Source organism: Vibrio sp. 10N.247.310.17, assembly GCF_041466605.1.
GTDB lineage: Bacteria > Pseudomonadota > Gammaproteobacteria > Enterobacterales > Vibrionaceae > Vibrio > Vibrio tasmaniensis_A.
This window is the reverse complement of the sequence record NZ_JBFSTC010000081.1, coordinates 1-26,475: the sequence shown is the minus strand read 5'-3', so window position 1 is coordinate 26,475 and position 26,475 is coordinate 1. Positions and strand designations below refer to the sequence as shown.

Annotated in this window: 20 protein-coding genes and 1 riboswitch; of the genes, 9 read left to right on the top strand and 11 right to left on the bottom strand. The window is 43.5% G+C overall.

The features are described 5' to 3' along the window. Positions 1–125: 125 nt before the first annotated feature. The 5 genes from gnd to AB6D80_RS18925 all read right to left on the bottom strand — a co-directional run bounded on the left by gnd (position 126) and on the right by AB6D80_RS18925 (position 6,600). Positions 126–1,574 (bottom strand): decarboxylating NADP(+)-dependent phosphogluconate dehydrogenase, encoded by a 1,449-nt coding sequence (gene gnd / locus AB6D80_RS18945; RefSeq protein ID WP_004733587.1) that lies wholly within the window; start codon positions 1,572–1,574, stop codon positions 126–128. A gap of 28 nt (positions 1,575–1,602) precedes the next feature. Beyond that, positions 1,603–2,319, bottom strand: coding sequence for a 6-phosphogluconolactonase (gene pgl, locus AB6D80_RS18940; protein WP_012603788.1), 717 nt, complete (start codon positions 2,317–2,319; stop codon positions 1,603–1,605). Continuing rightward, positions 2,316–3,818: a glucose-6-phosphate dehydrogenase gene (zwf, locus tag AB6D80_RS18935; protein ID WP_029222938.1), complete on the bottom strand. Its 1,503-nt coding sequence runs from the start codon at positions 3,816–3,818 to the stop codon at positions 2,316–2,318. Before zwf ends, pgl begins: the two co-directional genes overlap by 4 nt. Before the next feature lie 409 nt (positions 3,819–4,227). Further along, complete coding sequence (locus AB6D80_RS18930) at positions 4,228–4,923, bottom strand: response regulator (RefSeq protein ID WP_017063807.1); 696 nt, start codon at positions 4,921–4,923, stop codon at positions 4,228–4,230. Between the two features lie 69 nt (positions 4,924–4,992). After that, on the bottom strand, positions 4,993–6,600 hold the full coding sequence (locus AB6D80_RS18925; protein WP_371997215.1) for an ATP-binding protein: 1,608 nt from the start codon (positions 6,598–6,600) through the stop codon (positions 4,993–4,995). A 661-nt stretch (positions 6,601–7,261) separates the two neighbouring features. On the opposite strand from AB6D80_RS18925, the gene AB6D80_RS18920 reads away from it, so the two are divergent. The 6 genes from AB6D80_RS18920 to AB6D80_RS18895 all read left to right on the top strand — a co-directional run bounded on the left by AB6D80_RS18920 (position 7,262) and on the right by AB6D80_RS18895 (position 14,677). Beyond that, a complete protein-coding gene (locus AB6D80_RS18920) occupies positions 7,262–7,489 on the top strand; it encodes a hypothetical protein (RefSeq protein WP_009846577.1) in 228 nt (75 codons plus the stop codon). A gap of 213 nt (positions 7,490–7,702) precedes the next feature. Next, the gene (locus tag AB6D80_RS18915) at positions 7,703–9,139 is read left to right on the top strand and encodes a TolC family protein (RefSeq protein WP_371695593.1); all 1,437 of its coding nucleotides are present in this window, start codon (positions 7,703–7,705) and stop codon (positions 9,137–9,139) included. A 3-nt stretch (positions 9,140–9,142) separates the two neighbouring features. Next, a complete protein-coding gene (locus tag AB6D80_RS18910) occupies positions 9,143–10,117 on the top strand; it encodes an HlyD family secretion protein (protein WP_372189269.1) in 975 nt (324 codons plus the stop codon). Positions 10,118–10,124: 7 nt separating this feature from the next. Beyond that, on the top strand, positions 10,125–11,426 hold the full coding sequence (locus AB6D80_RS18905; protein ID WP_371707909.1) for an ABC transporter permease: 1,302 nt from the start codon (positions 10,125–10,127) through the stop codon (positions 11,424–11,426). Then, complete coding sequence (locus AB6D80_RS18900) at positions 11,423–12,577, top strand: ABC transporter permease (RefSeq protein ID WP_371704942.1); 1,155 nt, start codon at positions 11,423–11,425, stop codon at positions 12,575–12,577. The genes AB6D80_RS18905 and AB6D80_RS18900 overlap by 4 nt, the downstream gene beginning before the upstream one ends. Before the next feature lie 558 nt (positions 12,578–13,135). Further along, complete coding sequence (locus AB6D80_RS18895; RefSeq protein WP_009846571.1) at positions 13,136–14,677, top strand: sodium:alanine symporter family protein; 1,542 nt, start codon at positions 13,136–13,138, stop codon at positions 14,675–14,677. Positions 14,678–14,777: 100 nt separating this feature from the next. On the opposite strand, the gene AB6D80_RS18890 is transcribed toward AB6D80_RS18895, so the two are convergent. Then, the gene (locus AB6D80_RS18890; protein ID WP_012603781.1) at positions 14,778–14,966 is read right to left on the bottom strand and encodes a hypothetical protein; all 189 of its coding nucleotides are present in this window, start codon (positions 14,964–14,966) and stop codon (positions 14,778–14,780) included. Between the two features lie 276 nt (positions 14,967–15,242). Further along, positions 15,243–16,505: an MFS transporter gene (locus AB6D80_RS18885; protein WP_017103095.1), complete on the bottom strand. Its 1,263-nt coding sequence runs from the start codon at positions 16,503–16,505 to the stop codon at positions 15,243–15,245. 104 nt (positions 16,506–16,609) lie between these two features. Between AB6D80_RS18885 and AB6D80_RS18880 the strand changes: the two genes are divergently transcribed. Then, complete coding sequence (locus AB6D80_RS18880) at positions 16,610–17,512, top strand: LysR family transcriptional regulator (protein ID WP_029222939.1); 903 nt, start codon at positions 16,610–16,612, stop codon at positions 17,510–17,512. A gap of 140 nt (positions 17,513–17,652) precedes the next feature. Here AB6D80_RS18880 and AB6D80_RS18875 read toward each other — a convergent pair whose 3' ends face one another. Further along, complete coding sequence (locus AB6D80_RS18875) at positions 17,653–18,387, bottom strand: chromosome segregation ATPase (RefSeq protein ID WP_017103097.1); 735 nt, start codon at positions 18,385–18,387, stop codon at positions 17,653–17,655. A 621-nt stretch (positions 18,388–19,008) separates the two neighbouring features. After that, positions 19,009–19,143, top strand: a riboswitch (glycine riboswitch). A 128-nt stretch (positions 19,144–19,271) separates the two neighbouring features. Here AB6D80_RS18875 and AB6D80_RS18870 point away from each other — a divergent pair. Further along, complete coding sequence (locus tag AB6D80_RS18870; protein ID WP_017101086.1) at positions 19,272–20,642, top strand: sodium:alanine symporter family protein; 1,371 nt, start codon at positions 19,272–19,274, stop codon at positions 20,640–20,642. 108 nt (positions 20,643–20,750) lie between these two features. Here the strand turns inward: AB6D80_RS18870 and AB6D80_RS18865 are convergent, their stop codons facing one another. Continuing rightward, complete coding sequence (locus AB6D80_RS18865; RefSeq protein ID WP_017101085.1) at positions 20,751–21,386, bottom strand: LysE family translocator; 636 nt, start codon at positions 21,384–21,386, stop codon at positions 20,751–20,753. Between the two features lie 298 nt (positions 21,387–21,684). Between AB6D80_RS18865 and AB6D80_RS18860 the strand changes: the two genes are divergently transcribed. Further along, positions 21,685–23,157, top strand: a complete 1,473-nt coding sequence (locus AB6D80_RS18860) for a carboxypeptidase M32 (protein ID WP_029225504.1) — start codon at positions 21,685–21,687, stop codon at positions 23,155–23,157. Between the two features lie 254 nt (positions 23,158–23,411). Here AB6D80_RS18860 and AB6D80_RS18855 read toward each other — a convergent pair whose 3' ends face one another. Then, positions 23,412–24,065, bottom strand: coding sequence for a bifunctional 2-polyprenyl-6-hydroxyphenol methylase/3-demethylubiquinol 3-O-methyltransferase UbiG (locus tag AB6D80_RS18855; RefSeq protein ID WP_122047128.1), 654 nt, complete (start codon positions 24,063–24,065; stop codon positions 23,412–23,414). Positions 24,066–24,651: 586 nt separating this feature from the next. Further along, complete coding sequence (locus AB6D80_RS18850) at positions 24,652–26,268, bottom strand: endonuclease (RefSeq protein WP_372189266.1); 1,617 nt, start codon at positions 26,266–26,268, stop codon at positions 24,652–24,654. Between the last annotated feature and the right edge of the window lie 207 nt (positions 26,269–26,475).

Sequence of the window (26,475 nt, the reverse complement as noted above, 5' to 3'; positions counted from 1 at the left end):
GCTCGGAAGGATCCTTCAACCGATCACTTTGGCTTTAACTGATCGGCATTAGCCAATTGGCATCCTTTTGTTTTCTAGTTTCAGCTGAAAGAACAAACGTGTTCTTTACTGATTCTAACTAATGATTATACGTCGTAAGTTGTAGAAGCAGTGTCGCCGCCTGTACCAGTCCAGTTTGTGTGGAAGAATTCACCACGTGGACGGTCTGTACGCTCATAAGTGTGAGCACCGAAGTAGTCACGTTGAGCTTGTAGAAGGTTCGCTGGAAGACGAGCTGTAGTGTAGCCGTCTAGGAACGTTAGTGCAGAAGTCATACATGGCATTGGGATGCCTGATTCCATAGACTTAGCTGCAACTTTACGCCAAGCGCCCATGCAGTTGTCTAGGATGCCTTTGAAGTATGCATCTGAACCTAGGAATGCGATCTCTGGGTTCGCTTCGTAAGCATCACGAATGTTGCCTAGGAATGCAGAACGGATGATACAACCGCCACGCCACATAAGAGCAACGTTACCGTAGTTTAGATCCCAACCGTTTTCGTTCGACGCTTCACGCATTAGCATGAAACCTTGAGCGTAAGAGATGATCTTAGAAGCAAGTAGAGCCTGACGGATTGCATCAACCCACTCTTGCTTGTCGCCTTCAACTGGAGCAACAGTCTTACCGAACAGTTTCTCAGCTTCAACACGTTGATCTTTAAGTGCAGACAGGCAACGAGAGAATACAGACTCAGTGATTAGAGTCAGTGGGATACCCATGTCTAGTGCATTAATACCTGTCCATTTGCCCGTACCTTTTTGGCCAGCAGTGTCTAGGATCTTCTCAACTAGCGCTTCACCGTCTTCATCTTTGTAACCAAGGATATCAGCAGTGATTTCAACTAGGTAGCTGTCTAGCTCAGTTTTGTTCCAGTCAGCAAATACAGCCTGCATTTCGTCGTGGTTCATACCTAGGCCATCTTTCATGAACTGGTATGCTTCAGTGATAAGCTGCATGTCACCGTATTCGATGCCATTGTGAACCATCTTAACGAAGTGACCAGCACCGTCGTTACCAACCCAATCACAACAAGGCTCACCCGCGTCAGTTTTCGCAGAGATACCTTGGAAGATAGGCTTAACCGCTTCCCAAGCTTCAGGAGAACCGCCTGGCATGATAGAAGGACCGAAACGAGCGCCTTCTTCACCACCAGAAACACCCGTACCGATGAAGTGGATGCCTTTCTCGCGAAGAGCGGCAACACGACGGTTAGTGTCTGGGAAGTTAGTGTTACCACCATCAATGATGATGTCGCCTTTGTCTAGAAGTGGTACAAGCTTGTCGATGAACGTATCTACAACATCACCAGCACGAACCATAAGCATCACTTTACGTGGCGCTTCTAGCTTCTCAACTAGCTCTTCTAGAGAGTAAGCACCAACAATGTTAGTACCTTTAGCTGGGCCTTCTAGGAACTCGTCTACTTTCGCAGCAGTACGGTTGTGAGCCACAACTTTGAAGCCGTGGTCGTTCATGTTTAGGATAAGGTTCTGACCCATTACTGCTAGGCCAATTACACCGATATCACCTTTCATTATTTTATCTCCTTGCGGCTATTCGCACTTATGCGATAGCACTTGCTGCATTTGAATCTAGGAACCACTCTGTCTCACCAGTTTTAGACTGGATTTTCGCTGCCGGGTAAGGCAGTTCTGAAGCAGGAGTTGTATGAATTTCTTTAACGATCTCAACTTTACCTGCACCCAGTACTAGGTAGCTGATTCGTTTTGCTGCTTCTAAAACTTTCGCTGTTTTAGAAACACGGATCTGGCCCGACTCTGGGTGAGAAGCTAATACAGATAGGTTCTCATCTTGGTAGTCAGTTACACCCGGGAATAGTGAAGCTGTGTGGCCGTCTGCGCCAACACCTAGCAGGATCCAATCGAAAACAGGCGTGCCGTTTTCTGTTGGAATCACGTCTGCCATCTCTTTCGCGAAACGCTCTGCTTCTGCTTTTGGCTCATCTTCACCACGGATGCGGTGGATGTTTTCAGCAGGAAGGTTCACGTTCGAGAAAAGTAGCGCGTTCGCTTCGCCGAAGTTGCTTTCTGCATCATCAGGTGCAACGCAACGTTCGTCGCCCCACCAGAAATGAAGGTTATTCCATTGAATGCCTTCTGCGTATGGCGCTTGAGCTAAAAGCTTGAAAAGCATTTTTGGCGTGCTGCCACCCGACAATGAAATGTGAACAGGCTTGCCCTGCTCGCTGTAAGCTTTCATTTCGTTTGCTAGGTTTTCAACGACTAATTCAGGCGTTGCAAAGATCTTGTGATTGATCATAGTTCGCAGTAATCCGTATCTGTTAAGTTTTTACATGGGAAACGCCATGCGCGGCCATCACGCTGCAGAAGCTCATCGGCTTCTTGTGGGCCCCAAGTACCACAAGCATAGCCAAACAGTGCTTGAGGATCTTGCTTGAAATCTAAGATCGGTTGAACGTACTTCCAACATGCTTCTACAGCATCGGTACGTGCAAACAGAGTCGCATCACCGTTCAGTGCATCAAGAAGAAGACGCTCATAAGCCGTTAGCATCTGAGTCTCAGGCAAGTCAGAGTAAGAGAAGTTCATTTTCACTTCTTTTGCTTTGAAACCTGCACCTGGCTCTTTCAAACCAAAGCTCATCTGAATACCTTCATCCGGTTGGATACGGATAATCAGTTTGTTCTCTGGTGCATCTTGACCAAACACTGGGTGTGGTGTGTTCTTAAAGTGAATCACAATTTCAGTCACACGTGTTGGTAAGCGTTTACCCGTACGTACGTAGAAAGGAACACCATTCCAGCGCCAGTTATTGATGTGTGCTTTAAGACCAATGTACGTTTCAGTACGAGAGTCGTCTGCGACACCATGCTCTTCACGGTAACCTAGTAAGTGCTGACCACGAACATCTGATGCTGTGTACTGACCTAACACTAAGTCTTTACGCAAATCATCTTCTTCTAATGGTTTCAGACACTGAAGTACTTTAACCACTTCATCACGAATAGAATCTGCATTGATTTGAGCAGGTGGCTCCATACCAACCATTGCTAGCACTTGTAGCAGGTGGTTTTGGAACATGTCACGAACTGCGCCAGAACCATCGTAGTATCCGCCACGTTCTTCAACGCCAAGGAACTCAGCACCTGTGATTTCAACGTATTCAATGAAGTTACGGTTCCACAGAGGTTCAAACATCGCGTTTGAGAAACGAAGCACTAGAAGGTTTTGTACCGTTTCTTTACCAAGGTAATGGTCGATACGGTAGATCTGGTGTTCTTGGAAGTGATGATGGATCTCTTCATCCAGCGCTTGAGCTGATGCTAGATCGTAACCAAATGGCTTCTCAATAATCAGACGACGCCAGCCGTTCTTCTCATCGTTTAGGCCATGTGCAGCAAGGTTTGCTGGAATCACACCGTAAAGGCTTGGCGGGGTTGCCAAGTAGAACAATGTGTTATGGTTTTCGAATTGGTAGTCTTGCTCAAGCTTATCCAGACGTTGTGCTAGACGAGCGTAATCGTCTACATCTGAAGTGTTGATCGCTTGATAATGCAGATGTTCAATAAATGCATTCAGCGTCTCTGGCTCAGTTTTTTCCATTTCCTGAAGAGACTTCTTCAGCTTCTCACGGTAAGACTCGTCGCTGTACTCAGTACGGCTCACTCCAAGAATCGCAAAGGATTCTGGAAGTTGATTGCTAGCATACAGGTGGTACAAAGCAGGAATTAACTTGCGGTAAGTTAGATCTCCCGACGCACCAAAAATAACGATGCTGCTGTTTTCAGGTATTACCATCATCTTTCCTATAAAAACAAGGTTTTTAGTATTCGCCAAAGGTATCAGCGACATACGAAAATAGATAATAGGTCTTGGCTATTACATCAATAGCGAGTGCCTATTACACTTGAGAATGCGTTTGGTAAACGAGGGTGAAAGCTATCACCTCTATTCGGGACAGTATTGTCTATGAGTATTTGATTTACATCAACCACTGTGAAAGCAATCGATTAAATATTGACTAATTTCGAACAAATTATAATCGATAAGTCAGCTGTTCTATCCGGAAGAAGAAGCAAATCGGCATTCTCAAACATTGTAGTCAAGAAAGAACGGTATCTGGTCGGTGGAGTGAGCAATAAGAAAGGGAGAAAAAACCAAAACCAGCTTACTCAACTGGCTTTATACTTATTTGATAGCATCGCGTTTATCTTTGCGCTTTGTTGTAGCAGCGCTCCGGACGACCTACGGTGCCGTAATTTAAGTCCGCGACTAACTCACCAGTGGTAATCAAAAATTCTAAATAGCGTCTGGCGGTGGTTCGGCTAGCACCAATTCGTTCTCCGGCTTCATCGGCGGTAATATTAACGGCATCAGCTTGCTGAAAAATGGCTCTGATCTTATCCAACGTTACGCCATCAATGCCTTTCGGTAAGGTTGATACTTTTCCAGAGTCCGCTTTGGCATTGGCTTGCAGCATCTTATCAACCAAACCTTGATTCAAATCCGACACACTTTCAAACTCTTGCTGTTGAGATTGATACTTTTTCAGTGCCGCTTCCAAACGAGGGAACATCACTGGCTTCAATAGATAATCGACCACTCCACCACGCATCGCCTGTTGCAGCGTATCCACATCTCGAGCAGCAGTAATCAAGATAACGTCGCAGCCTTGATTGCTCCCTCTTACGTGATTAAGAATATCGAGCCCACACCCGTCCGGCAGATACACATCCAATAACACCAAATCCGGTTTTAGGATGTCCAGTTGCATCAGCGCTTCAGACTGTGTTGTGGCAATGCCGACCACGTCAAAGCCACCCATCTGTTCTAAATAACGATGGTGTAGCTCTGCAATCGCAATATCATCTTCAATGACCATGACTCTCGTGATTGCGTTCATTTATGTTCTTCCTTTAACCATGCTTTTTCCGTCACGATGATCTTCACAAGATCGATTCGTGCTTAATTATTATTGTTCTTCTTTTGGCAGATAAACCGTCATTCGCGTGCCAAAATCGTGGTTATCGACCATTTCAAGCTGCCCTTGATATCGGTCTGCCAACTGCTTTATCAGATACAAACCCACACCACGATTTTGCTTCGCTTTGCTCGATACGCCTTTTTCGGTAAGTGCTTTGGTTGCCAACTCTTTCGGCAAACCACACCCTTTGTCTTCTACTTCTACGATAATTTCATTACCAAAATCACTGATTGAAACTTCAATAACCCGACGCACTGGCGCAATTTGACCCTCTTGCTTAATCGCCGTCATGGTGGCGTCAAAGGCGTTATCAATCAGGTTGCCAAGAATTGTGACAACGTCATCCGCGTTTAACCAGCTAGGCAGAGCTTCAAGCCTTGAGCCTTCTTCAACTTTAAGCTCTAAACCAATTTCTCGCGCGCGTTCCGTCTTCCCAAGGAGCATACCTGCAATGAGCGGGTCTTTAACGGTTTCACGCAAGAACTCGATCAAGCTTTGATAGTGCGCGGTTTCTTGGCCAATCAGTTGCTGTACTGAATCCAACTCGCCCATCTGGATCAAGCCGCTAATGGTGTTGAGCTTGTTTTGATGCTCATGGGTTTGTGAACGCAGTAGATCTGCATATTCTTTGGTTTGTGAGAGCTGGTCGGTTAAATCGTTGATTTCATCTCGTAATCGGAAACTCGATACCGCCCCGACCACCTCACCTGCCACTATAATTGGGCTTCGGTTAGCAATGATTCGCTTATTGTTTAAATACAACTCAACATCGTGGTCGGTGTCGCCGGTTGATAGCAGTTGTTCTAAATCACTGCCTGGCAATACATCAGAAAGGCGCTGTTGATTGAGTGCTTTATCCCTGTCTATCGATAAAATATCGCAGGCACTCTTATTAATTGAACGCAAAATGCCGTGCTTATCAATGCTCAAAATACCTTCTTTCACGGTACTCATAGTCACATCAAGTTCTACATATAAGCGGCCAATTTCTTCTGGCTCAAAGCCTAAAATAGCGCGCTGAAAACGGCGAGACACATAGCTTGAAATCACCGCATTGACGGCAACCACCAGCAACGCCATCACAATCAAAAAGGCTAAGTAAGGTTCGATTCGATCTTGCAAAGAATCCAATAGATAACCCACCGACACTACCCCAATAACGGCACCTTGGGGGTCTTTTACCGCAGATTTACCACGGACAGAGAAGCCAAGTGAACCTTTAGCCGTCGACACATAAGACTCGCCCAATATCAACGCTTTTTGGTTATCGCCACCACGCATTGGTTTACCGAGCCAGTCATCATAAGGGTGAATCAGGCGGATACCTTTATCATCTCCCACAACGATAAACGCCGCACCAATGAGTTGGGTAAGGTTACGAAACTTAACTTGGGTTTCTTCAGACAGAACGTAGGGAACGCCGTTAGGATCCAACGTTCCATTTTCTTGGATAATGCTGGTGACCAGTGGCGATTCAGATAGAAATTCAGCAACACCTAACGCTTTCAAACCCATCTCTTGTTCTTGAGATTGTTTGATGTAGTAAAAACCAGCACCTGAGAGTATCAAAAGCTCAACAAGGCCAGTGACCGTCATGATAATCAGTAACCTTTTACGGAAACTGATACTGCTCCATTTCATATTCCACCGTCCCTAGTGTTAGACGAATGATGTTAACACTAAGTTAACCGCATGACCTTTCTAGCTATGCGAATTTGTGACTGTTACTCAACTAAATAATTGAGCAGATTGTTAATTGATAATCCTTTACGTTATTCATTTCGATTAATCGTTCATTTTTAGAACGGATTAGCTTAAAAAGCAAAGTAAACGAATAAATATTGAGCAAGATCACTAAGCTTTTAGGTGTTTTTTAGGTTGTTTAAAATAAATACAATTATAATAGTTGCATATGAAGGAGTTCGTTGTTGCCAAGCCATAAGTCCTCATTTTCAGACCGCGCTTTAAATCGAAATTTAGGTTAACAAAAAGGCAACAACCCTTCGCTCACTGGACGTATCTATAACTAAAAGTTGCACGCTCGTCGTTACGATTGTTGAACAAACAGGTTACCTACCTAACCTCATTCATACATCTCTATTTACGCGACAGGCCAGTAGACAACTCAGAGGTGACTGATAAATCAGCACCCAATAATAAAACATTGATGAGCAGGAAGTATCGATCAGTGGCAACGTCCGATAGAAACAGGATAAAAAACATAACGTATAAACATTGTTGAAAAGGAAACCAGGCAATGAAACGCGATAACTTTGGAATTTGTCTTACTAAGACCATGCTGTTCAAACACTTGCAATCGACTTTTACTCACGTAAGAGCCTATGAGAAAGACGGTACCTCCCCTCTCGATCTCAAGGTATTGTTAGCGTTCCCGCAAATGTCAGGTAGAGATTTATTACAAACAATGCAAGGTTCAAGACAATTGGTGTGGCGCGCCGATCACCATTGTCCTAGCTTTAAATAAGCCACTTCATTTTGTAAGAACACTTCTATACTGAACTTAAAGAGCACGCTTTGTCGTGCTCTTTTCGTTTCAGTGATCTTTGTTGCCCACGTCACGTACTTTATTACGTTAACTTAACGAGTTATGAGGGTTTCTAATCATGTGAGACAATCATCTCAAGACAAATGACTATCACCCTGTTAGCATTAGAGCTAATACTCTAAATGGTATTTAATGCAGATGACCAAACCAAAATTCCGACACCTTGCGCTCGCCAGTATGCTTCTCGGCACATTTGCTTCGCCAGTTTTCTCTGCCCCGCTCACTTTTTCTGAAGCGTGGCAAATATTGCAAGAGAACAACAACTCACTTGCGGCTCAACAAGCCAACGTTGAGCGTTATCAACACCTTCAGAACTCAACAAGTAGCCTTAATCTACCCTCGATCACCTTGGGAGCTAACTACACGCACCTTGATAATGATGTGACTATCAATGGTAAACAGTTCGGCGATAGCTTAAGCGGCGTAGATCCAGCATTTGCACCCTTATTAGCTAAATTGGGTGGCGTTACCTCGACCATAACAGAGCAAGACATCTTCAGCTCTTCCATCCGTGCTATTTGGCCTATCTTTACTGGCGGACGAATTACCGCTGCGCAAACTGCTGCCGAAGGTAAAAGCGAAGAAGCGCAAAGCCAACTGCTGATGGAGAAACAGGCTCGCTACGAAGACTTAAGTAAATATTACTTCTCGGTGATCTTAGCGGAAGACGTCGTGAGAACACGTCAAGCCGTTGAAGCTGGCTTAACTCAGCATCGTGATTTCGCCATCAAGCTTGAACAGCAAGGACAAATTGCTCGAGTAGAACGTCTGCAGGCGGATGCTTCTTTGGATAAAGCCGTTGTTGAACGAACCAAAGCGCAGAACGACCTCAAAATTGCTCAATTAGCACTGACTCAGATCCTTGGTCAGAGCCAAAGTGTCGAACCTTCAGAACAACTCTTTATCAACAAAAACCTGCCTCATATGGACGTATTTGTTGATCAAACCCTCATGACCTACCCAGGCCTTAAAATCCTTGAAGCAAAAGAGAAACAAGCGAGTAGCTTGATCAAGGCTGAAAAAGGCAAATACTACCCAGAAGTTTACCTTTACGGTGATTACAGCCTGTACGAAGATGACTCGCTAGCCAGTGAAATGAAACCCGATTGGTTAGTCGGTATTGGTGTGAATGTACCGCTACTTGACACGTCAGGTCGTTCCGACAAAGTCGCTGCCGCTCATAGCGCCGTGTCTCAAGTCCAGTTTCTTAAGTCGCAAGCCAAGCAAGACTTAACCGTTTTGGTACAAAAGACCTATCTTGAAGCGAACCAAGCAATTGAAGAAGTTCAAGGCCTCAACTCAAGTCTGTCTTTAGCTCAAGAAAACCTTTCACTTCGTAAAAAAGCCTTCACTCAAGGGTTATCCAATTCGTTAGAAGTGGTTGATGCTGAGCTTTATCTTGCAAGCATTAAAACACAGCAATCTGCTGCTCGATTCAAATACCTAATTTCTCTTAATAAGCTGTTAGCACTCACCAGTGAAATGAATGCTTATTCAAGTTACTTAACGTCTTCTGTCCCGTCTGACTTCGATTCAAAAGCAGACACCGCTAGCCAGTCAAAAGGATAATTCATGAAACCTATTAAGCCATTTATTCTCTCTCTGGTTGGTATCGGCATTATTGGCTGGGTTGGATACGGCTTTTACCAAGCGTACCAACCACAGCCTGTTAAGCTTCAAGGTCAAATAGATGCGCAGCAATACAGCATCTCATCGAAAGTACCCGGCAGAATTGATGAAATATTCGTGCGTAAAGGCGATTCGGTTGAAAAAGGCGAATTGATCTTCTCCCTACTTAGCCCAGAAATTGACGCTAAATTAGAGCAAGCAAAAGCCGGTCAAAAAGCCGCTGGTGCATTAGCAAAACAAGCAGAGAATGGCGCGCGTACTCAGCAAATCCAAGCCGCTAAAGACCAATGGTTGAAAGCCAAAGCAGCTGCCGATCTCATGGATAAAACTTACCAACGTGTAAACAACCTTTATAACGATGGCGTGGTTGCCGAGCAAAAACGTGATGAAGCCAAAACACAATGGCGAGCAGCGAAATACACCGAAAGCGCTGCGTTCCAAATGTACCAATTAGCACAAGAAGGTGCGCGTGACGAAACCAAAGTCGCGGCAGCTCAAAAAGCATTAATGGCGGCTGGCGCCGTGGCAGAAGTTGAAGCCTACGCAAAAGACACGCAGATTCACAGTTGGTTTAGCGGTGAAGTGGCTCAAGTACTATTAAGTAGCGGTGAGTTAGCTCCTCAAGGTTTCCCTGTTGTGACCGTAATTGACACTAAAGATGCATGGGCGGTGCTCAACGTGCGCGAAGATATGTTGAAACATTTTGAGAAAGGCAACCAATTTGAAGCGTACCTTCCAGCTCTGGATAAGTCGTTAACCTTTCAGGTTACTCATATTGCCGTAATGGGTGATTTCGCGACTTGGCGTTCAACAGACGCAGCACAAGGCTTCGACTTACGCACTTTTGAAGTAGAAGCGCACCCTGTCGATACCAAAGAAACACTGCGTATGGGCATGAGCCTAGTGGTTGAGCTTTAGGTGACGTATGTCTGCTAACTTTCGCTCTATAAGCTCTCGATCTACAGCCTCGCAATCTAGAGGCACGCAATCACCGGAGCACCGTCAAGTGAAAAATACATTGCTTAGGCAGTGGGCGATTGTCCGCAAAGACAAATGGCTGTTGTCTTGCCTAACTTGGATTCCGTTGCTTCTTGCTGCCAGTATCTGGCTGATTTTTTTACAAGGGATCGCTCGCGACTTACCGGTTGCGGTTGTCGACCTTGAACACAGTCAAATCTCGCAACAGTTCACGCGCCTTGTTGATGCGTCACCTACCCTACAAGTGACTCAGAAATACAGCTCGGCGAGTGAAGCGGCTAAAGCGATGATTGAACGCGATATCTATGGTTATGTCGTGATACCAAGACACTTTGACCGAGACCTTTTCCTAGGCTTGAACCCGCAAGTGTCCGTTTTCTATAACAGTCAATTTATCTTGATTGGCAAACTGGTGAACTCGGCTCTGTTGCAGGCTCAAGGAACATTCAACGCGCAACTCGAAGTGGTTAAACAGCTTTCACACGGTGATACCACGGTACAATCTGCATTGGGGCAAGCGGTAACGGTACAAAGCCAGATTACGCCACTGTTTAACAAGAACACCAGCTATGCTCAGTTCTTAGTGTCTGCGGTTATTCCGGCTCTATGGCAGATCATGATTGTGGTGGGCACGATATTGGTTTTGACGGCGAACGTTAGAGCTCGTGGTCTTCATGCTTGGTTATCCAACGCCCCGATGAAATCACTAACATCAACACTAACGCCCTACCTTGTCTTGTTTTTGATGTTTGGTATCGCGTTTAGCTTTTGGTTCTATGTCCTCTTAGACTGGCCGTTTAACGGCAGTTTTGTGGCACTGACCGTCGCCCAACTGCTTACCGTCATCAGTTGTATCATCATGGGTTGTTTGTTTTTCTTCTTAACGCTTGATCCAGCAAGGGCGATGAGTTTCGCTGGCGCCTTTACAGCACCAAGCTTTGCGTTCATGGGCATTACTTTTCCAGTCACCGACATGAACACGGCAGCGCAAATCTGGAGAAGCTTATTGCCCGTGAGTCACTACATCGAAGTACAAACAGCACAATCCAGTTATGGCGTGAGCGCAGCACATTCGCTGATCAGCCTCTCCTCTATGTTGTGGTATGCAGTTCCTGCTTTCGTGGTGATGTTATTAATTAAGAAACACTTGGCACAGTCAGCTTTGTCTGCACAAACGGCTTTATCTACACAAGCGGCTATATCATCAGCACAGCCAGATACATCAGCACAACAAGGAGTAAAACGATGAGCTTTACTCAACTACTCAAGCAAGAACTGTTAGCGGTACTGTGCAACCCTGTTGTACTTCTTACGGTATTTGGTGGTGTGTTCTTCTATTCATTCTTGTATCCGTTGCCTTACGTAAACCAAGTTCCTCAACAGCTTAAAGCTTCCGTTGTGAACTTGGATAAGAGCCAAAGCAGCTACCAGTTAGAAAGAATGGTAGATGCCACATCTCAAATTGACTTGGTACGCCGTGACTCCACCATTGCCGATGCTAAGCAAGCTGTTCTTAATCAAGAGATTGGTGGGTTCATCGTCATCCCAGAGAACTTCTATAAAGACTTGCTCCTAGGTAAGAGCCCTACGCTTTCTTACGCAGGTGATGCATCTTACTTCTTAGTCTACGGAACCATTGTTGAAGGGCTTGCCAAGGCAGGCGGCACGTTAGCTGCACAAGTTAAAGTCAGTCACTTGTTAGTTGAAGGTGTGCCGTTAGAATCCGCAGCCAAAGGCTACAGTGCATTCAGCTTGAACCTAAAACCAACCTTCAATAGTCGCATGGGCTACATTGATTACGTGGTTCCAGCCGTCTTTGTGTTGATCCTGCAACAAACCTTAGCCATGGCTTCTGGTTTAGTTGGCGCGACCCAAAACGCTCAATCGACGTTTGGCTATTGGAGTAAGACCTCTCCAGCGAAACTGATACTTGCTCGCTGCTGTACCTTAGTCGGCATATATTACTTGTTGTCGATGTACTACTTCGGCGCGAGCTTTTCGATGTATGGCATTAACCTACTTGCCTCCACAACAAACATTTTGACCTTACTGCTACCCTTCTTATTGGCTAGTTGTTTGATCGGGATTTTTATTGGTGAGCTAGTGCCAAGAAGAGAGTTAGTCACGGTTGTGGTGTTAATCAGTTCAATGCCGCTGATCTTCTCTTCAGGTTTTATCTGGCCTGTTGAAATGATGCCTGAATGGTTAGTACTGCTGTCACAGTTATTCCCAAGCACACCCGCTATCCAAGGTTTTTTAGCGCTCAATCAGATGGGGGCATCTTGGCAAGAGGTAGCGTCTCAATGGACATTGCTATGGATACAAGTCGCTCTATGGGGCTCGTTACTCGCACTTAAGCTTTACCACAAATCGAGTAAACGTATCATTGGCTCTGTTTAACTCTAGTCTCTATTCGTCAGGCACTAAACCTCACGCTCATTGAAACCATTGACGAAGCTCTGATAAAGGGCTTTTTTAATGTCTTTTAGCTTGATTACATCTTCAGCTATCAATTGTTTAAACACCTCCCCAAAACATATTGAACATTAAAACTCGCCGACTTCCCTATGCACCTCCACTATCATTCACCTTAGTTCATGCTATAACAGCTACTGCATATGCCTTTTCCAACCTAAAAAATGCCTGCTTATTCCCAAATAATGACAAAACCCGAACAATTGTAAATTTATTGTAAAAAAATCTTTGATGGTATTATTTTTGTGTATAGGATTATCAGTAGGACTTGGCAGGCCGAATGCCATAGTCTAATTGGTGCACATACCAAAAGGATATCCATATAAAGCAAGATCAGTACTCATATTTATTTCATTTTTCGACCTAGCTACAGCCGTTTATGTTGCCGTCGAATTGCAATAAATAAGTCGCTGAAATGTAAAAAATCAAATAGAAAAAACACAACAGAAACAAACATAATTTAATAAAAAGACAGGGAAAACCATGAAAAACATACGTGAATTATTTTTTGGGTTTATATTATTATTTAGTTCCAGTGCATTTGCAGAAGAAGGATCATTTAATCAAGCTATCAGTAACTTAAGTCAAAGTGTTGATGGTTTTTTCAACGAATATACAGGTTGGTTCGTTGGACTGATATTTAAAAGCGTACCGGTAGGTGAAGCAAACTTCCCAATTATTGTTGGCTGGTTACTGCTCGCTGCGATCATCTTTACTGTTTACTTTGGCTTTGTTCAATTTAAACGTGTCGGGATGGCCATAGACATTATTAAAGGTAAGTACACAGACCCTAACTCCAAACACGAAGGGGAAGTTTCTCACTTTCAAGCGTTAACAACCGCGCTTTCTGGAACTGTTGGGCTTGGTAATATTGCCGGTGTGGGTGCTGCACTCGCAATTGGTGGTCCTGGTGCAACATTCTGGATGATCTTGTGTGGTCTTCTGGGTATGGCGTCTAAGTTCTGTGAGTGTACCTTAGGTGTGAAATACCGAACTATCCTACCTTCAGGTGTCGTTTCCGGTGGTCCCATGTACTACCTAAGCCAAGGTCTTGGTGAAAGAGGGTTGGGTGGACTAGGTAAAGCCCTTGCTATTGGTTTTGCATTAATGTGTATTTTAGGCGCATTGGGCGGCGGTAACATGTTCCAAGCTAACCAAGCACATGCCATGTTAACTTACGCATTCGATGTACCAAGTGAATACGGTGTCATCACAGGCCTTGTACTCGCCGCTTTAGTTTTCTCTGTGATTGTTGGGGGTATGCCTTCTATCGCATCGGTAACGGAAAAAGTTGTTCCTTGGATGGCTGCTCTGTATATCGGTATGGCTCTGATTGTTATCGGTTCTAATCTTGATCAAGTGGGTCCTGCGTTCAGTGCAATCTTTACAGGTGCGTTTACTGGCGAAGGTGTGGTTGGTGGATTCATTGGTGCCTTAATCCAAGGTCTAAAACGTGCAACGTTCTCAAACGAAGCAGGTGTAGGTTCAGCAGCTATCGCTCACTCAGCGGTTAAAACAAAAGAGCCAATCACTGAAGGTCTAGTATCACTATTAGAACCGTTCGTTGATACAGTCATCATTTGTACAATGACAGCCTTGGTTATCACTATCGCTGGTCTAAATACAGGTCCATTCGATGGTTCAGGCTTAACGGGTGTAACGCTTACTGCTGCATCGTTTACTGAAACGGCAGAAGTGTTCAAATACACACTCGCTCTAGCGGTAATTATGTTCGCGTTTTCTACCATGATCTCTTGGTCGTACTACGGTCTTAAAGCGTGGACTTACCTATTTGGTGAAGGCAAAACAACGGAACTGATTTTTAAAGTGATGTTTTGTGTGTTTGTTGTTATCGGTGCGACGATTCAGTTTGGCGCGGTAATCGACTTCTCTGACGCAGCTATCTTTGCGATGTCTATCTTCAACATTCTTGGCTTGTACTTCCTAATGCCTGTTGTGAAGAAAGAACTGCAATCATTTGTTGCTCGCGTTAAATCTGGCGAAATAAAAACTTACGAAAAATAGTGACTCGTCAATAATTTATTGTCGAATAACACTGTTCTAAAAATTTTTGTAAGACCCTTTGCTTGAGAAAGCGAGAACAGTATTGCAACGTACAAAATCCCTACAGGCTGTGCTTGTAGGGATTTTTTATGTCTGAATTTTCTTGTTTAAGCCGCCGTTCAGGATCTTGGCTTACTTGTTTACGATCCAAGACTTCTTCTACTTCAATCATTTCTCGTTGCGCCAATGCCGAATTACAATCATCAAAGCAATAAGCTACGGTACAAGTCTCGCACAGATATTCAGGCATCGCTCCATCCTTTGTCCTTTGTCCTTTGTCCTTTGTCCTTTGTCCTTTGTCCTTTGTCCTTTGAGATAGTCTAATCACCGAGTGGCAACAAACCACATATTCATCCTAGAACATAACAATTATGCTAATTTTCTGGCGTGTAAATATGCGTGCAAAGTCACCCAAAATTCAACTCGCCACATATGAACAGCAGTTTTACGATTCTAATCACAGATAACCTTAGTAACAACGTGCAAACGTAGCCTAGACATTCAACAACACAATGAACACTTTCACTCACTTTTCATCATTCAAGCCCAACCCTCTGCTGTAAGCAACCCAAAGGCAGGGAGTACAAAGTACGATACCAACCGCCACATAAACCAAGGTATTGAAATCCAAAGACGCACCTGATTGTGGCTGTACCAAAGCACTACTGAGCAATCCCCCAAAACCCACAGCAAAATGTTGCAACGAACTTTGTAAACGAATCAAAAGCATGCGTTTGTTGACGCTAAGAGCGTTAATTAATTCGACAGATAGAACTAAAGTCCGAGTAGAACTCACCACGACAAAGACAACAAAAGCCACAGCAGCGCTGCCCACATTGAGCGAACCAAAGCCCCAAACGATAGAAATGACCATGCCCAATGATAAACACACAATGAGGCGAAAAATTGCTTTATCAGTACCCCTAATACGTGCGAAAGCTTGCATCGCTATGAAGGTACAGGTTCCGCTGATGGCATAACAGTATCCTAATAACGTTGCTGATATTCCGAGGTTCACCTCAAGCATCACTGGGAACTGCGTAGAGACCAGAAAAGTACCCAGTACAGCGCTGAAAGCCAACACAATTGCAAAACGAAGATCCCGACTACATAAATAGTCACCTAACTTAAACTTTTGACTATCAGTGAATTCTGATTCTGCAGACCCCTCTTTTAATTGAATAGATGGTGACAGAGATACCACAGCGCCAATCAGCAACAGTAATCCTGCAATAACTTGAAAACTGAGTTGCCATTCCCCCATTGAAGACAGCATGATAAGCGCCGGTACGCCCGCACTTAACGCCAATGGAAACGAGCTCAGTAAAACAGCAATGTTTCGCTTTCTATCGTCATCACAAGAGATCAACGTAAGATAGTTCAGGTTTAGAACGGCTAAAGCCCCACCAAATAGTCCCGAGAGCATTCTATAAACGATCAAGAGATCAAAATCTGAGGCCACTGATGTCAACCACGTCGTTACCGCTAAACCTACAACGCAAATATAGACTCGTTTAATTTCTCTATTCGGGTCTAAACTGCCTTTCGTGAATAAACATATCACTGCAGCCGCGATAGCATAGGCTGAAACAAGGTAGCCAGCTTGCGAGGCATCATCTCTTAAGCTCAGGCTTATTGTTGAACTTAATGGGACAATAATAAGAGCATCAAGAGCGACTAGAAAGTGGATTACAAAACAACATAAAATGGCACGACGTGGTAATAAAGCCTTGAATTTTATTAAATACTTAATTAGAAATAACGCTTTAATTCGATTTTCACTTAACAATTTTCACTCTACTTTATTGATTGATAATGGTGTTATTGTACAAAGTAAAACAGGTCAACAAAGTGGCTATTGTTGGTTTCATAATCCAATATTTCGGGATAAAGATGATTAATCAAATAGAACAACAATGGCTTCGAAGCTTTCACTGTGTCTTTGAGAACAACAGCTTTAAAAAAGCGGCGGAGTTTTTAGATTTACCAACATCAAACGTTAGCCGCCACATCGCCTTGCTAGAGGAAAAGCTCAATACTCGGCTGTTTGAAAGAACCACTCGTAAGATTGCGCCAACAGAAGCTGGCGAGAAGCTATACCAATCGACACAATCTTTACTGGGTCAGCTTGATGAAGCGCTAGAGGAAGTAACTCGATATTCACACGGCGTAGAGGGACAACTAAGAATATTGATGCCAGACACACCTGCACTCGCACAGGCTGTCATTTCATTCTGTACTGAGCACCCCAAAGTTTCATTGTGTTGTGACACGAGTTTAAGTCCTAAAGACGATCTGCTCGATGGTTTTGATCTTATCTTGAGCTTTGGCCGAGGCAAGCTACCTGACAGCAATTGGATAGCCCGAGAAATTAGACGCTGGCCAAGTGCTGTCGTTGGATCGCCGGAGTTAATTCAAGACTCCAAACGTCCATATCAAATAACAGATTTAGTCCACGTCCCATGTATCAGTAGCTTAACAGCGTTGAGCGGAACGCCTTGGGTATTTAGAAGTACGGAGGGAGAGCTTATTACGCAAAAAGTTAGTTCTTCATTTCGAGTAAATAGTGGAAGCCTTGCCAAAGCAGGAGCCTTAGCTGGCCTTGGGTTTTCTATACTGCCAATCGAAGCCTGTGTTGAAGAGATCAAAGCAGGATCTTTAGAGGTCGTAGAACTCGAGCATAAACCTGAAGATTTAGTTTTATATGCGTTTTATGCATCGCGAAAACATCTAGCAAAGAAAATATCGATGTTTATTGAACACTTACAAACTAGTCCAGATCCCCTTCAGAAATAGTCTCAACGTATTCGCCATATACTATTAATAGTCGTAACGAAAAACGCCCACACCATTTTCATGATGTGGGCGTTTGAATATTTGCTGTCACACATTCGCTATCAAACAGGCTTACTTATGAGTGGGCTAAACACCTGAACTTATAAACCCATCTCTTCAGTGAGAGTCTTGATCTGCTTGATATCCATGGTGTGAACTTCAATCATTTGTCTGATGTCACTTAAGCGGGAATTGGCATTATCCTGTTTCTCACAAGCGTCAGATTTTGTATCCCATGACGTACCATCTAAGAAAACATCACACGCTTTCTTCAAAGAACCAAGATTCTGTTCGATGTCATCTCTTTCTTTCTCGAGTTTTTCAAGCTCTTGAGATATCTGTAATTCTTTGCGGAAAAGCTCACGCGAACGTTCAAAAAGGGTCGACTGCATATCAGCTTGACGGCTCAACTTTTGATTATTTTGTTGAGTTTGTTCTAACGTTTGCTTCTGTTCGTTTAACTGCTGCTCTAACGAGTAGTTTGCTTTCTCTAAAACTGCAGATTGTTTCGCTAAATCTTGGAGTTCTTTTTGATGCTCTTCTGCCTGTTTCACTAGAGCAGCTTCTACTTTCGCATCAATTTCGGTATCAACTTTTGCCACTTTCTCTTCAACTGATGTCACCAACTGAGTTTTACTATCACGCAGTTCTTGATAACGAGTTTCTAGTACCTGATAAGTGGATTCCCACTTCGAAGCCGTGACTGTAGATCCGATTAAGCCGCCTAACGCCAAACCGATAACCGCAGCAATGCCGATATAGAGCTGACTACGTTTATCGCGTTCCTCAATAACAACCACTTCATCTTGTTCGCCTTGTCCAGATTGCTGGTTCACTAGCGGGTACTCCCAAAAATTTGTTTAACGTTACACGGTCACTGATACTGATACTGATACTGATACTGATACTGATACTTTAAGCTCAGTTAAACCTATTGCCCAAGCCAGAAGCACTTGAGCTTTGCTAACACGTTTATCCTATCTGCTTACAGACAGACTTAACGAGTTAACTCCGAAATCATCAGGCTGGCAGTATACAAAAGGAAGCTGCTAACGATAACTATCACTACCCATTTTTGCAGTTTTTCGTTTGTCCGGTAACGAAACAGCACAAATGCCAAAGCCAATAAAAAAACAATCGCTATTAATCGAGTCATAACTCCTCCTTGTTTCTCTATTTTATACCATTTAAATAAGCAAGTTACGTCAGAGACTCGTTGTTTGATCATTTAGTTGAACAACATTTGAGCAAACAGATATTTTGTAGCTGACATCACATTTTATATGATCTAGGATACGCCTACAGATTACCTAATTATTTAGGTAATTGTTCCGATGAAGACTGCAGGAGAGTGGTTTTTAACTAAATATTAACATTTAGTTAGATAAACCCGCCGAAGAAGTAAATCTTTCAGGTGCTTTATGCTGGAGAAATCCAGAAAAGTGAGGACTGTCGTTGGAGGAACCTCTGGAGAGAACCGTACTACTTTTTTTGTAGCAAGCGGTCGCCGAAGGAGCAAGCTTAGTGCCCGTTACTTATCTATAAGTGATTCGCTAAGTGAAACTCTCAGGCAAAAGGACAGAGGAGTGGAAAGCAACAGCCTTAATTAACAAAAGAATTCTATCTAGAAATCCGTATGTATTAAGTAGTGCTCCCGATCCCTGTGATCTGCACTGCCTTCCCTCTTCTCCTTAAATTTTATATTTATTAAGGGGAATCTATGAACCACCTACAAGCTACACTACAAACCATCAACCAATTCGTTTGGGGACCACCACTACTTATTCTGCTAGTGGGTACAGGTATCTATTTTACTTTTCGCTTAGGCTTACTCCAGTTTAGACACCTCCCAACCGCGCTAAAAATGGTGTTCAGCAAAGACAAATCCGGTACGGGTGACGTATCAAGCTTCGCCGCTTTGTGTACAGCGCTTTCCGCAACGATTGGTACAGGCAATATTGTAGGCGTAGCGACCGCAATCAAGATTGGTGGCCCTGGCGCCCTATTCTGGATGTGGCTTGCCGCTGTATTTGGTATGGCGACCAAATACGCAGAATGTCTACTTGCTGTTAAATACCGTAGAACCGATAGCAATGGCGAAATGGTTGGCGGCCCAATGTACTACCTGCAATACGGTGTGGGCTCTCGAATCTTAGCTGTCATGTTCGCTGTCTTCGCGCTCGGTGTTGCTTGCTTCGGTATCGGTACCTTCCCACAAGTAAACGCTATCTTAGACGCAACTCAAATCTCATTTGGCGCTTCACGTGAAATGTCAGCGGTTGTCCTCACGATACTAGTGGCGGTTGTAACCCTTGGTGGTATTCAATCTATCGCTAAAGTAGCAGGGAAAGTCGTTCCTACGATGGCGGTGATGTACGTCGTCGCGTGTTTAAGCGTTCTGATTTCAAATGCAGACCAACTACTGAATGCCATTACCCTTGTTGTGACTTCTGCGTTTACCAACACAGCAGCAACTGGTGGTTTCTTTGGTGCGAGCATCATGCTTGCTATCCAATCAGGTATCGCTCGTGGCGTGTTCTCGAACGAATCTGGCCTAGGTAGCGCACCAATGGCTGCAGCAGCGGCTAAAACAGACTCATGTGTGAAGCAAGGACTTGTCTCTATGACAGGCACCTTCTTCGATACCATCATCATCTGTACGATGACAGGTCTGGCACTTATCTTAACAGGCGCTTGGCAGACGGACCTTTCTGGCGCTGCGATGACCACTCACGCGTTCGCTGTTGGTTTGAATGCAGACACCCTTGGCCCTATGTTGGTTTCTGTTGGCTTAATCTTCTTTGCGTTTACAACAATTTTAGGTTGGAACTACTACGGTGAGCGCTGTGTTGTTTTCTTGCTGGGTACCAAAGCAGTATTGCCTTACAAGATTATCTTCATCGCCTTGGTTGCTTCTGGTGCATTCTTAAAGCTCGACATGATCTGGATAATGGCGGATATCGTGAACGGCCTAATGGCAATTCCGAACCTAATTGGGCTTATCTTACTGCGCCATGTTGTTATCGAAGAAACCAAGCTATTCTTCAAACCGTTAACTTCCTCAAAGGATTGCGAAGCAGTTAAAGCATAATAAGAATTGAGCGATCAAAAACGCCCGCAATAATGTGCGGGCGTTTTATTATAAAACTAATGGCTATGTGCCAGTGATTTAGATTCCAATAAACTAAGTCACTATGACTTAGCTAGGTTCTTCCATTAAAAGCTTCACACCCAGCCCCACCAGCACCATGCCCGTCACGCCTTCCATCCACTTCATAAAGCTCGCATTCTTAAGCAAGTTTTTAGCCGAGTTAAGTGCCCCTGCCAAACCGCATTGCCACACCATCGCAATCATAAAGTGTACCGAAGCCATCAACATAGATTGCAATAAAGGCGAACCTTCAGGGTTGACGAACTGAGGTAAAAAGGCCAAATAGAAAACTGCCGTTTTTGGGTTCAGCACATTAGATAAAAAGCCTTCACGCAAAGAACGCTTAGCACTGTATGCTTGCTGAGCTTGTTCACCCACCTTCAAACCGCCACCGTTTTTCATCAAAGCTCGTAAACTGCTTAAGCCAAGCCAGATCAGGTAAACCGCACCCACCATCTTAACGGCTTGAAAAAGTTCAGCTGATTGAGCGAGGATTGCAGAAATACCCACAGCAGAGAAAAACGCGTGTACATATAAGCCGCTACAAATACCAAAGCTCGTCATACAACCGTCAGCCAAGCCAGAACGGCTCGTGTTGCGAATTACCAATGCCGTATCTAAACCCGGCGTTAGCGTTAAAATAGTGATGGCAATTAGAAATGCCTCAAAGTTCAAAATATCCATATCATTGTCATTCTTGTTCAGCGATCTATCATCAATACCGTGTATCTGAACAATTCGCAAGCAACAATTGCCACCAGCTATACAACTCACTGATTTTGTGCACAATAGAACAGTTTAATTTGTTAAGAAATAGTAAATTCAAGGCATCGTACCGCCTCATGCTTTTCTCGCTATATCTTCGACTCCGAAGGTCAGCGTCTTTTAAAAGTAGAGCCCTAATCAAAGTACATGAGAGATGAACCTTAACGCTGACGCAGTCCTAAGGATCATTTACAGAAACCAAATTAAGAGTAGTCAAATGAGCGCATTCAAAAAACTAGTCGAGCACTCTCAAAAATGTTCACGCTTTCAACACCTAGCCTCGATTTGTGGTTGGGACCAAGCTTCAATGATGCCTGCAGGTGGTAACCAAGCACGTAGCGAAGCGATGGCCGAGCTTTCAGTTCATATTCACGGGTTGATGACGCAACCACAACTTGGAGATTGGATTGCAGACGCTGAAAACGAAGCGCTGAACAACGAACAACAATCGTCTCTGCGCGAAATTAAACGCCAGTGGCAACAAGCTAACCTACTTCCAGAAAAACTGGTGGAAGCGAAATCTCTAGCAGGTTCAAAATGTGAACATGCATGGCGCAGCCAACGTGGTAACAACGACTGGGTTGGATTCGAAAAGAACTGGCGTGAAGTGGTTGAGCTATCTCGTGAAGAAGCGCAGATTCGCGCAGACGCAGCCAATCTAACGCCTTATGATGCCATGCTGGATATCTATGAACCGGGTACTAGCTCTGCTTCGCTTGATACCTTGTTTGCAGACGTTAAAACTTGGCTGCCAAACCTGATTGATGAAGTGATCGAAAAGCAGTCGAGCGAGCAATTTAATGCGCCATCTGGCATCTATTCGACCGAGAAACAGAAAGCGCTTGGTTTAGAAGTGATGAAGCTGCTTCAGTTCGATTTTGAACACGGCCGATTGGATGAAAGTGTTCACCCATTCTGTGGCGGCGTGCCTTCAGACGTGCGTATCACAACCCGATACGACGAAGCGGAGTTCGTTCAAAGCTTAATGGGTATAGTGCATGAAACAGGGCACGCGCGTTACGAACAAGGCTTACCAAAACACCTAGCAGGCCAACCGGCGGGCGAAGCGCGCTCTATGGGTATCCACGAATCTCAATCTCTGTTCTTCGAGATGCAAGTCGGCCGCAGTGACCCGTTCATTGGACACTTAGCAAACTTGGCGGGGCAGCAATTCTCTGGCTCAGAGTTTGAAAAAGAGAACTTCCAGAAGATCTACACTCGCGTGAAGAAAGATTTCATCCGTGTGGATGCTGATGAGCTCACCTACCCTGCACACGTTATCTTGCGCTACGAGATTGAGCGTGACTTGATCAACGGCAAAATCAAACACACCGATGTCCCTGAACTTTGGAACACTAAGATGCAGTCATACCTTGGTTTAAGCACTCAAGGCAACTTCACTAACGGCTGTATGCAAGACATCCACTGGACAGACGGCGCATTCGGTTACTTCCCTTCTTACACACTAGGTGCGATGTACGCGGCTCAGTTCATGGCTTCAATGAAGAAAACGGTGGATGTGAACTCTGTGATTGAAAGTGGTGATCTATCACCTATCTTCACTTGGTTAGAATCGAATATTTGGAGCAAGGGCAGCCTGCTGAGCACCGATGATTTGGTGAAAGGCGCAACGGGTGAAACCTTGAATGCGCAATACTTCAAAGATCATTTAAGAAGCCGCTACCTTTAATGGAATAAATCGATAGAGGCTGATCAATTTATTGATTCAGCCTTTTTAATCACATTCTCAAAACATACTTAGGTTGATTTGAAGGCTTTATCCCTTCATCGAACTTAACAATCACGGAATATCCTGGTACCTGCTAGCACGGAATTGGACAATTCCGAGTTGCGTCTTTTGCTAATATAGCAAAGCATGAATTATTGAAAGTATGGAAAAAGTCGCTTACGTGAGTGTCCAGTATCACTGGAGCAGATCATTTGTTATATTTTTTTACCTGAGAACAATGCAACACACCCTATAACTTCCACTTTTACATCAGTAAAGTGTTCATTTAACGATGTCACCAATGAGTCTAAATCATCGTTGTTATTACTAAATATGCCTTTCTTATTGTAAACACCCATCAATTTTTTAGCGAAAAAATTCAGTTTCGTACCCTTACCTAAAATTGTACTACCAAACAAAAACCCACCTTCGTTCATATGGCTTTTTAAATGCTTAAACATAATGCCTTTACCAATTAAATTTCCAGGCAAACAATGAAGTAAATAATTAACACTAATTGAGTCAAATTTTTCGATACTTAATTCAAGAGGCTCAAGTACATCCCCACAGTAAACTTCAGGTTGAAAATGACTAATTGCTTTTGAGGTTGTATCAAGACTATTTTCATTCAAATCTAGCAAAGCGATACGTTTTGTTGTTTGTGGTAGGTAATTCTTAAGGTAATAACCTGAGCCAACGCCAACATCTAAATGATTAGATGAAACTAACATTGAAAATTGCTCACTAATAAGTCTAGTTGGGCATTTCCAAAAATAGTTATTTGATACTCCTAAAACCCAGAAATCGTATATTGATAGTACTTTCTTCGAGTAAACCGCTTGTCCAGCAATTGAGGCTTCTTGATTCATGTTAATTTCATATAGTTATAAATTATTAAAGTGCAATTTATACTAAAAAGTGAAGATTGCAAATCATACCAGAGATAAGAAATATAACATTTTAATAACGTGCCAGCACACATTGCTTCCGATTCAAGGCACGTTATCAATCAAAAACTTCCCTTTAGTTCTCTACTATTCAATAGCCGAGAAATAGTTGAACAACATATTCGTGCGTAACTGTGATTTAAGATCAGTCTGTTGTGGATTAGAAAATTTAGCTACATTGTTGGATCTCTAGGCATGAGGAAAAGTAAGGCAAGTTGCAGAGTTTAAAACTGAGTTCAATCCCTCTCTGGCTCACTTTTGGGCATAAATGATCTACAGCTTCCCCTAAATTAACAATTCAGAGATAACTAAAGGTATGGAAAGTCGCTTAACGTAGCGTCCAGTATTGATGGTGCAGACCACTGACAAGTATACGGGTCTTCTGACAATATGCTTTTTCAAATATTTAAAATCATGCTCTCTAATGCCCCTCAATAAAAAAGCCCAAACAAAGGATTGGGCTCAATTCAATAATCATGAAGCCATTGTCATGGTGGTTATATTCCGATTAATTTCCCCAGATTTGGCTTACAAACTCCGGATGGTCAATAAACGGATTACGATTCCCTTGAAAATCATGTACTGCCTTATTTCGGTCGATTTCTTTTTGGCTTACTGGATCTTCAGAATGCCAACGCTTTAGCATAGTAAGTAGCCAAGGTTCAAAAACGGTTGTATTGGTTCCATCCAGAACGGCATCAGAGCTTGTAGAGTTCCCTTCCCAATTAGCGATTTCATTTTCATAACGTGTTGCCATGTAGAAATATGCTCTTGCGAAATCACCTTTAAACTCATCAATTGGCTCAAACACCGTACCCACATAACCAAGAGAGTTCGCTGCGCTGCCTAGCTTAGAACCATTGCTTGATGTGTATGTCGCGCTACTCACCTCACCAAATGGCCAATTACTACGTTTCGAGTTAACGTAGCCGTCAGTGGCAAATAAATGGTGACCGTCAGAGTTCATTGGCTCGACTTTCCCACCAAACCAGCTTTTCGGGAATGAGTGCTCACGGTTGTAGCAATCACCTTCTTTGCTGTATTGACCACATTGATCGGCCACCTTAGTAAATTGGATTGAATCAGAGCCTGAAGGTTTCTCCGAATACATATCGAGAATCGACCCATCAGTGTCATAGTATGCGTCTAGGTCAGCCTCAGACACCAACGTCCAAATAGCGGTGTAACCCTGACTGCTATGATTATCAATAATTTGATATAAGGCCGTTTTTAACGCAAAGCCCACTTTGCCTTCAGCGTCTTTATAATACTCACCTAAAACTGGTGGTTCAGTTGGTGGTGTAGTTGAACCACCAATTGTAAATTCTGTACTCTGACTTGCTTGGAAATCACCACCAGATGCCACAACGGTTCCGTTTACCGATAAACTGTATGAACCATTCCCCACACTGCAGCACATTCCATCTCCATAAGAGTCTAAGACTTCTAGGATGTAGCTACCATCCGCTAAACACATTTCCACTTCATTGATGGTGTTATTTTGATAGTCTGAACCAGAATAAAGAGTTTGAGAAACTGAGTTTTTGAGAGACCAACTGGTTTCAGAACCATAGTTATCCGTCACTAGCGTGAGTGCGGCACTTGTGTCATTGCAGCTTTGTGTGGGTGGAGTCTCCGTCGGCTGAAAGTTATCTAAATACACCACTTCCGAACCATCAAAACCTGCATCATCATAAAATCGTACGCCCACAACGATATCTTTAGTGCTCGTAGCGCTGTACGAGTGAGTCAATGCTTGCCACTGATTCGTTAAACCATTATTCGAGTAGCCTAAATAGCCATCAACAAAAAGGCGAGCTTTCACGTTGCCTTCCGTGTGGTAAACATCGACAGAGAAATCATAAGTTTTCCCTTGTTCAACACGTATCGTTTGCAGAAAATCGGTATTACTTTGAGTGCCTGTATTCACTGTTACTTGCGCAGAGAAACTGCCGTTATTAACAGGTACGTTAGAGTGTGAAACTGCAATGCCGGAGTCAATCACACTCCATCCAGATGGTACGTTTCCTTCCCAGCTTTCGAAACTTCCATTTTGCATTTGCGCATGCGCACTCACTGAACAAAGTAATGCAACGCCACTTAGTGTTATTATTCTATTTATCATATAACCTTCTGTTTAATTAGATAAAAAACCAACTAAGCTTAGAAGTATTCATAAGATGGATAGAGATATAAATCACATTTATAAATGTAAGCACTGTCAGATTTATTAATATATGTGATGTAAAGCAATGCAACATCGACCTGTTAAATAAACTGTCTCGTCCTAAAATACGTTGACAGTTTTTCTACTAAGCCAACAGCGTCAGCT

Coding starts and splice junctions, on each gene's coding strand:
- AB6D80_RS18860 (WP_029225504.1), top strand. CDS start 21,685: ATGAGCGCATTCAAAAAACTAGTCGAGCACTCTCAAAAATGTTCACGC.
- AB6D80_RS18865 (WP_017101085.1), bottom strand. CDS start 21,386: ATGGATATTTTGAACTTTGAGGCATTTCTAATTGCCATCACTATTTTA.
- AB6D80_RS18890 (WP_012603781.1), bottom strand. CDS start 14,966: ATGCCTGAATATCTGTGCGAGACTTGTACCGTAGCTTATTGCTTTGAT.
- zwf (WP_029222938.1), bottom strand. CDS start 3,818: ATGGTAATACCTGAAAACAGCAGCATCGTTATTTTTGGTGCGTCGGGA.
- gnd (WP_004733587.1), bottom strand. CDS start 1,574: ATGAAAGGTGATATCGGTGTAATTGGCCTAGCAGTAATGGGTCAGAAC.
- AB6D80_RS18905 (WP_371707909.1), top strand. CDS start 10,125: ATGTCTGCTAACTTTCGCTCTATAAGCTCTCGATCTACAGCCTCGCAA.
- AB6D80_RS18880 (WP_029222939.1), top strand. CDS start 16,610: ATGATTAATCAAATAGAACAACAATGGCTTCGAAGCTTTCACTGTGTC.
- AB6D80_RS18850 (WP_372189266.1), bottom strand. CDS start 26,268: ATGATAAATAGAATAATAACACTAAGTGGCGTTGCATTACTTTGTTCA.
- AB6D80_RS18855 (WP_122047128.1), bottom strand. CDS start 24,065: ATGAATCAAGAAGCCTCAATTGCTGGACAAGCGGTTTACTCGAAGAAA.
- AB6D80_RS18915 (WP_371695593.1), top strand. CDS start 7,703: ATGCAGATGACCAAACCAAAATTCCGACACCTTGCGCTCGCCAGTATG.
- AB6D80_RS18900 (WP_371704942.1), top strand. CDS start 11,423: ATGAGCTTTACTCAACTACTCAAGCAAGAACTGTTAGCGGTACTGTGC.
- AB6D80_RS18925 (WP_371997215.1), bottom strand. CDS start 6,600: ATGACGGTCACTGGCCTTGTTGAGCTTTTGATACTCTCAGGTGCTGGT.
- AB6D80_RS18870 (WP_017101086.1), top strand. CDS start 19,272: ATGAACCACCTACAAGCTACACTACAAACCATCAACCAATTCGTTTGG.
- AB6D80_RS18920 (WP_009846577.1), top strand. CDS start 7,262: ATGAAACGCGATAACTTTGGAATTTGTCTTACTAAGACCATGCTGTTC.
- AB6D80_RS18895 (WP_009846571.1), top strand. CDS start 13,136: ATGAAAAACATACGTGAATTATTTTTTGGGTTTATATTATTATTTAGT.
- pgl (WP_012603788.1), bottom strand. CDS start 2,319: ATGATCAATCACAAGATCTTTGCAACGCCTGAATTAGTCGTTGAAAAC.
- AB6D80_RS18910 (WP_372189269.1), top strand. CDS start 9,143: ATGAAACCTATTAAGCCATTTATTCTCTCTCTGGTTGGTATCGGCATT.
- AB6D80_RS18930 (WP_017063807.1), bottom strand. CDS start 4,923: ATGAACGCAATCACGAGAGTCATGGTCATTGAAGATGATATTGCGATT.